Source organism: Actinomyces bouchesdurhonensis, assembly GCF_963540955.1.
Classification (GTDB): Bacteria; Actinomycetota; Actinomycetes; order Actinomycetales; family Actinomycetaceae; genus Pauljensenia; species Pauljensenia bouchesdurhonensis.
This window is the reverse complement of sequence record NZ_CAUTSL010000023.1, coordinates 25853-33522: the sequence shown is the minus strand read 5'-3', so window position 1 is coordinate 33522 and position 7670 is coordinate 25853. Positions and strand designations below refer to the sequence as shown.

Genomic DNA, 7670 nt, shown 5'->3' with positions numbered 1-7670 from the left:
GCTCGTCATGTTCCAGGAATGTCACCGTCTGGCAGGTGCGTTCGCGGCATATCCATCGCCGTATTGTGCCACCGGATCCGCACCGGGACCCCGGCCCAGGGCGCGTCGATCACCTCCACCACCATACGCCCGTGGCCCTGTGCGATTCAGCCCACAACCAGGGTAGCCAACCAGCTGGTTGCACGACTCAACACCGAGCACTAGAGCATCTGGGGTGCGAGCAACGCTCATCAGATGGAAGCCCTCCAAACCGACGAGCAGATCACACCGATCACAACGATCAAGCGACACGGAGCAGCAGCAGGTAGGGTGAGACACCGCCCGAGGTCCTTTGAAGATCGCGGGGGTAGAAGTCCGCTCATCATCAAGGACCTCGACCTCTACCCGCAACCCCCGACCAACACCCGGTCACCCACACTCAACTCGGAAGAGCCCGTTAACCCGGTAAGTGGCGTGTTAACCCGACAACTGGCACCCTCAACCCCTCAATGCGCACGTTAACCCCTTAGGTGGAGCGTGGGCAGGTGTGCCCATACTCCACTAGTAGGGTCCAGCTGCGCATTGAAGGGTTGACACAGCCACCCATGGGGCCAGGCCGCCGCAGGCTCAGCACGCAGCAGCCCCACGAGGCCCCGCGCATCCGCAGATCCGAGGCAACGCGCCGTTCACGAGCCAGCCGCGACGCGAATCGCCCGGACCTAAGTGGCACTACAACACTCCCTCACGTAGCACGAAGCCGCAGGTGCCAGGTGCCGGTTTCGCGTTCGACCTCGCGCCGATCGTGCCACACGGCAAGTGCCAGGCGGTACAAAGACCACGCCGACGGGAACGAGAGGGACACCGGTTCCACCATATTGCTTGTTGCCGATCAGATGGGTTCCTCCCGACGGGGCTAGCTCCTGTCGGCGGAGCGAGCGCGCCAGCGCCACCGATGCCTCCCCCGATGACGCTCGGGACCGAACCCCGACCAACACGTTTTGTCCTATAGCCCCCAGTTTTGCAACGAGCTTTTCTATGCCTCGGCTCTGACCGTCGCCGCAGAGCAGCTGAATCGGCGTTGAGTCGCTGTTCTCGTCAGGCCAGCCCCTATTTCTGTGCGAGTGTCGACGGGAGCTGGATCTGCGAGGCTGCAGCCGCGTCGAGGTAGACGTACGTGGACGGTCCAAGGATGCCCGCGACGGGCAAATCGAGGGGGGAAGCACCTGCGAAGGCACGCCCGAGGGCCTCAGCTTTCCCGTCGCCGACGGTCGTCAGCCACACTTCAGGGCAGGCGCGCATGACCGGCATGGACACGGTGATGCGCTCTGGCGGGGGCTTGGGAGAATTGCGGATCGCCAGGATGGGGGAGGACTCTTCGAGGTCAACATGCCCGGGAAACAGGGAGCAGATGTGCCCGTCTGGCCCCATGCCGATCAGGGCGATGTCGAAGGAACCGTCGCCCATCAGCGCGGTCCACGTGGCCGTGAAGGCGAGCGTCGCCGCATCTAGGCAGCCACCTCCCGGCGCCGACGCATCCGAAGTTGGCATGCGCACGAACTCCACGCCGCTGGCCGCGTGGAAGAAACCTTCCCACGCCTGATCGTCGTTACGATCGCCGTGCCCCGCCGGGACGTAACGCTCGTCTACCAGCCACACGCGCACGCGTGACCAGTCGATCTCGCCGACGCGGGGGAGAAGCGAAGGCAGAAGTGACGTCGCTACAGCACCACCGGAGATGGCCACGTTAATCCGGCTGCCAGCTTCGGCCTCGTCAATGAGAACGCACAGGCGCGCAAGGAACGCGCTGCCGACCGCCTCGTTGAGCGCTTCCACGGTGGGTAGTACCGTCAGGGTGTTAACGGATACCACGTCAGTCCTCCGTCGGGCACTCGGCCAAGCGCGGGAGTTCGGTCGTGAGCAGTTCGCCGTAGTAGACATCCGGATCCAGGCGTCGCAGGTCCTCCATGAGGGAGTCTTGCACTGAGCGACGCGCCAGGTTCACGTTGCGGTCCTCCAACCCTGGGCGCGATAAACGTGCGACCGAGGAGGTGGCGCTGCGCGAGAGTGACACGGTCGTGTCGTCGTCGAAGAAGAACGTGATGTCGGTGATCGTGTGTGCCTCGGGGGCGACGACCCGCTCAACGGGCACACCCAGCTGGTGGTGCAGCCACGCGGCCACGAGGAACGGAGACGGATGCGTCGCGTTACCCGCCACGCGGATGGAGGTGGGCAGACGATCGAAGTCCTCGGCGACGGCTGCGAGCAGCGCGCGCCACAGGGTAACTCCCGCCCATGCCAGATCAGTGTCGCCCGGCGTGTAGACGGTCGACAGGGCCGACAGGGTCTCCATCGGGCACTCCGTGGCTCTCGAATCGGTAATGCGTTTGACTGCGAGGCGCCCCAGCGGGTGGGCGCCGGGATTCTCGGGCGGGGTTACCGGCCAGTAGGTGACGACCGGCGTGTCCGACTGGAGCAGCGGCATGACGAGTGAATCGATGTTCGATGCCGCCTCGCCGCGAGGCTCCAGGATGATGATGTCCGACAGGCCAGCGGCGTCGCCCACGCGGATCTGCGCGTTGAGGAGAGCGGTGCCCTCGGTTGACTCGGGTTCGACGATAACGATGACGCGGCACGGGTGCTCGCGCGAAACAGCGTCGGAGACTTCGATCGCCTTGTCTACGTCAATCATGTCGGGCACGCAGATTAGCAGCGTCAAGACGCGGCTGAGAGCAGCCGATCCACGTTCGTCGCGCAGCTCCACGATACGGGAGGCGACCTCGGCGGACGTAGTGTTCTTCAAAGTTATAATCACGGGAGCCTCCAGAAACGACCGTCACAGGCCAGCATGTCGTGCGCGGACTGGGGACCCCACGTGCCCGGCGCATAGGGTTCGGGCTGGCCCTGGGTCTCCCAGAATGACAGGATTGGATCGAGGATCTTCCACGAGGCCTCGACCTCGTGCTGGTGGGGGAATAGGGGCGCAGACCCGACCAGAGCGTCCAGGATGAGCCGCTCGTAGGCCTCGGGTGAATCCTCCGTGAAGGCATGGCCGTAGGCGAAGTCCATGGTCACGTCGCGCACCTGCATTGACGTGCCCGGCACTTTCGCGCCGAGTTTGAGAGTGAGGCCCTCGTCTGGCTGGACGCGAATGACGAGCGCATTCTGTGCGGCTTCACTCAGGTCTGTGGTGCCGAAAGGAACGTGGGCCGAACGTTTGAAGATGACCGCGATTTCGGTGACGCGCTTACCCAGGCGCTTGCCGGCACGTAGGTAGAAGGGCACGCCCGCCCAGCGGCGAGTGTTCACGTAGAGCTTGACAGCGGCGAAGGTTTCGGTGGTCGAGTCGACGGGGATACCATCTTCCTCGAGGTATCCGCGTACCTTGTCGCCGCCTTGCCAGCCACCCGCGTACTGGCCGCGCGCCGTGCTCGCCGCCAGGTCTTCAGGTAGACGCACAGCCGATAGTACTTTCTCCTTCTCGACGCGAATCTCTTTTGGGGTGAAGTGGACGGGTTCCTCCATGGCGGTCAACGCCATGAGCTGCAGGAGGTGATTCTGAATGATGTCACGGGCCGCGCCAATGCCATCGTAGTAGCCGGCGCGCGTGCCGATCCCGATGTCTTCAGCCATCGTGATCTGGACTGAGTCGACGTAGTTGGCTTTCCAGAGGGGTTCAAACATGGCGTTCGCGAATCGCATCGCCATGATGTTTTGCACCGTCTCCTTGCCCAGGTAGTGGTCGATGCGGAAAACATCCTGCTCGTCGAAGATCTGCGAGATGACGTCGGAGAGAGCGCGCGCTGACTCGAGGTCGTGACCGAAGGGCTTCTCGATGATGACGCGGCGCCACTCGCGGCCCTGGCGTTTGTTGAGGCCTGTGTCGGACAGGTGTTTGGCGACGACGGGGAAGTAGGACGGCGGGATCGACAGGTAGAAGGCGTGGTTACCGCCGGTTCCACGCACGCGGTCCAGCTCGGCGACGGTGTCGGCTAGATGACGATATGCTTCCGGGTCGTCGAAGGTGCCGGAGACGAAACGCAGTCCGGAGCGCAGCTGGTTCCACGTGCCCTCGTTGAAGCCGGTGCGCGTGTGTGCCTCGATGGAGGCGCGAACGTATTCCTCGAAGTCCTGGGGGCTCCAGTCGCGTCGGGCGAAGCCGGTCAGGGAGAACGCGGGGTGGAGGAGGCCGCGGTTGGCTAGGTCATAGATGGCGGGCAGGAGCTTCTTTCGCGCGAGGTCACCGGTGATGCCGAAAATGACGAGGCCGCAGGGTGGTGAGACGCGTGGGAGCCTGCGATCTTGGGGGTCGCGCAGGGTAGGGATCGCGTTTGTCACGAGGTAACGCTCCATTCGCTGAGGGGGTTGGGACGAGGCCGGGGTCCGAACGCTTCGCCCGCGGGGGAGAGGAACGGGACTGAGGACCCATACATGTGTAAGAGAATAGGGCTGTTGGCGCGCACTCGCGCGCCAACAGCCCCTTCTGCGACGAGGTGACTAGAAAGTCACGACCGGGCGGCGTCTTGGATGGATTCCTTCGCGGCGGCGGCGACGTGCTCGGCGTCGATGCCGTATTCCTTGAAGAGGAGTTCGCCCGGCGCCGAGGCGCCGAAGTGCTCGATGGAGACCGCGCGGCCGGCGTCGCCGATCCAGCGGTACCAGGGCAGGGCCAGGCCGGCCTCGACGGAGACGCGGGCGCGCACGGACGGGGGCAGAACCTCGTCGCGGTAGGCGCGGTCCTGGGCCTCGAACCAGTCGAGGCAGGGGACGGACACGACACGGGCGGCGATGCCGTCGGCGGCGAGGGCGTCGCGGGCCTCGAGGGCCACGGATACCTCGGAGCCGGACGCCATGAGGATCACGTCGGGTGTTCCTTCGGTGTCGGCCAGCACGTAGGCGCCGCGCACCAAGCCTTCGGTCGTCGCCAGGTCGCTGTCGCCCCCGCGTGCCGGGTTGGGCAGGTTCTGACGCGACAGGATGATCGCGGCGGGGTGCGACTGTTCGAGGATTGCCTTCCAGGAGGCGACCGTTTCGGCGGCGTCCGCGGGACGCACGATCGCGAGGTTCGGGATCGCACGGTAAGCAGCAAGGTGTTCGATCGGTTGGTGGGTCGGTCCGTCTTCGCCGACTCCGATGGAGTCGTGGGTCCACACGTAGGTGACAGGTAGGTCCATGAGGGCGGCGAGACGGACGGTGCCGCGCATGAAGTCGGAGAAAACGAAGAACGTGCCACCGTAGGCGCGAGTCAAGCCGTCGGCAGCGATGCCGTTGAGGGCGGCGCCCATCGCGAATTCGCGCACGCCGAAGTGCAGGTTACGACCGAACACATTGCCGCTGAATGCGTTCGTTGAACGGTGAGCGGGCAGGAAGGAGGGTTGCCCCTTCATGAAGGTGTTGTTCGAACCCGCGAGGTCGGCGGAGCCACCCCACAGTTCGGGCAACACGGGGGCGATTGCGTTGAGCACTTGGCCGGAAGCTGCGCGAGTCGCGATGGCCTTATCCTCTTCAAAGGTGGGTAGCGCGGCTTCCCAGCCGTCGGGCAGGCGGCCGGCGGACAGGCGCTCGAGCAATGCGGCACCGTCGGGGTTGGCTGTCTTCCACGCCTCGAAGCGTGCATCCCAGTGCGCGCGGTACTGCGCGATGCGTTGCGCGGCGCGCTCGCGAACCTGGGAGACGAGGGTCGGGTCGGCGTCGAACATCTTAGCGGGGTCGGCACCCAGGGCTACCTTCAGACCTGCGAGGGCCTCGCTGCCGAGCTTTGATCCGTGAATGCCTCCTGTGTTCTGCTTGCCGGGGGTCGGCCAGCCGATGATGGTGCGCAGCGCGATGATCGAGGGCTTCGTTGTCTCGGCCTTGGCGGCCTCCAGAGCGTCGTTGAGTGCGGCGGTGTTTTCCTCATAGGAGCCGTCCTCGCCCAGCCAGTTCACGCGCTGAACGTGCCAGCCGTAGGCTTCGTAGCGCGCCAGGACGTCTTCGTTGAAGGCGATAGAGGTGTCATCTTCGATGGAGATGTGGTTATCGTCCCAGATGACGGTGATGTTACCCAGCTCCTGTGTGCCTGCGAGGGAGGATGCCTCGGCGGAAATGCCTTCTTCGAAGCATCCATCGCCTGCGATGACGTAGATGTGGTGGTCAAACACAGATTCGCCCAACGGTGTGTCGGGATCGAGAAGGCCGTGGACGCGGCGGGCATTCATGGCGAAGCCGACGGCCGAGGCTATGCCGGTTCCCAGGGGGCCGGTCGTGATCTCGACACCCTTTGTGTGCCCGTATTCGGGGTGACCGGGGGTTAGGGAACCGGCGGTGCGCAGCTTCGCGATGTCGTCGAGTTCGAGGCCGAAACCACTGAGATAGAGCTGAACGTACTGGGTGAGGGAGGAATGACCAGCTGAGAGGATGAAGCGGTCGCGGCCAATCCAGCGAGGATCGGCCGGGTCAACGTTCATGACCTTGTTGTAGAGCAGGTATGCTGCGGGTGCGAGAGAGATGGCGGTACCGGGGTGCCCCGATCCGGCCTGTTCAACAGCGTCCGCTGCGAGGATCTTTGCAGTTCTGACCGCTTCGTCGTCGATATGGTCCCAGTGAAGTGTCACGTCGGCCTCCAGTCTATGATGGCCCCTACGTTGGGGCGTGTAAATGGTCTTCGCGTCCGTATTTTAGCAAATTGTTCGTCAGCGGTTTGGCGGAATGTTAATTTTCGCGTTTCTCGGTTACTCTGGCACCATGATGGCGTTGGAAACACTCGTGAATGAATGGGTGGACTACTTGCGCGTCGAGAAGGGGGCATCGACGCACACCGTTTCCAGCTATCGGCGAGACGCGCTGCGCTACGTCCGTGATCTGCAAGAACGAGGCATCCGTAGCCTCGCGGAGGTCAGTGCCCGTGACATAGAGGACTACACGATGAGGCTCGCGTCTGGGGAGTTGACGGGGCGCGCGGCGGCGACTGCGTCGGTGGCCCGCGCCCAGGCTGCGATCCGTGGCCTCCACAAGTACGCGCTCACGGAGGGCCTCGTGGGAGTTAATCCGGCTGTCCACCTGCACGCTCCGCGTCAGGGGCGTCACCTCCCCAAAGCGCTGACGGTCGATGAGGTAGGCCGCCTCCTTGACGCTGCCCACGCGGACGACTCGGTGATCGGGATTCGGGACTGTGCTCTCCTGGAACTGCTCTACGCGACGGGAGCGCGCGTGTCCGAGGCCGTGTCCCTGTGCGCCGACGACTTTGATCTGGATGCCGAGGTGCCGGTGGTCCGCCTGTTCGGTAAGGGACGCAAGGAGCGGATTGTTCCCGTCGGTTCTTTCGCGGTCGAGGCCTTGGGTGCGTACCGGGTGCGCGCCCGTCCTGCTCTGGCTGTCAGGGGTCATGGAACGAACGCTTTCTTTCTGAATTCGCGTGGGGGTCCACTGTCGCGTCAGAGCGCATGGACGGCGATCCGGCGCGCGGCCCAGGCCGCTCAGCTGGAGGATAAGGTTTCACCGCACACGATGCGGCATTCCTTCGCAACCCACCTGCTCGAGGGTGGAGCGAGCGTTCGCGAGGTTCAGGAGCTTCTCGGGCACGCGTCGGTGTCAACGACTCAGATATATACGGCGGTGACGGCGGCTGCGCTGCGAGAGGTCTTCACCGTCTCTCACCCTCGGGCGCGTGGCACCGACGAGATAGCCCAGCGATGACATAGGATGGGCACGTGACC

Annotated in this window: 5 protein-coding genes; 1 reads left to right on the top strand and 4 read right to left on the bottom strand. The window is 64.4% G+C overall.

The window, feature by feature from the left end:
* Positions 1-1086 precede the first annotated feature (1086 nt).
* The 4 genes from pgl to tkt form a co-directional block, all read right to left on the bottom strand.
* Positions 1087-1848 carry a 6-phosphogluconolactonase gene (gene pgl, locus RYL44_RS05550; protein WP_314975333.1) on the bottom strand — a complete coding sequence of 254 codons (762 nt, stop codon included), beginning with the start codon at positions 1846-1848 and terminating at the stop codon, positions 1087-1089.
* Position 1849: 1 nt separating this feature from the next.
* Positions 1850-2791, bottom strand: coding sequence for a glucose-6-phosphate dehydrogenase assembly protein OpcA (locus RYL44_RS05545; RefSeq protein ID WP_276740534.1), 942 nt, complete (start codon positions 2789-2791; stop codon positions 1850-1852).
* A complete protein-coding gene (gene zwf / locus RYL44_RS05540) occupies positions 2788-4314 on the bottom strand; it encodes a glucose-6-phosphate dehydrogenase (protein ID WP_390883792.1) in 1527 nt (508 codons plus the stop codon). The genes RYL44_RS05545 and zwf overlap by 4 nt, the downstream gene beginning before the upstream one ends.
* Positions 4315-4481: 167 nt before the next feature.
* Positions 4482-6569, bottom strand: a complete 2088-nt coding sequence (gene tkt, locus RYL44_RS05535; RefSeq protein ID WP_276740531.1) for a transketolase — start codon at positions 6567-6569, stop codon at positions 4482-4484.
* A 130-nt stretch (positions 6570-6699) separates the two neighbouring features.
* Here tkt and RYL44_RS05530 point away from each other — a divergent pair, with 130 nt between their 5' ends.
* Entirely contained in the window at positions 6700-7650 is a 951-nt protein-coding gene (locus RYL44_RS05530; RefSeq protein WP_314975331.1) for a site-specific tyrosine recombinase XerD, read from the top strand.
* The last annotated feature ends 20 nt before the right edge of the window (positions 7651-7670 follow it).

Coding starts and splice junctions, on each gene's coding strand:
- RYL44_RS05530 (WP_314975331.1), top strand. CDS start 6,700: ATGATGGCGTTGGAAACACTCGTGAATGAATGGGTGGACTACTTGCGC.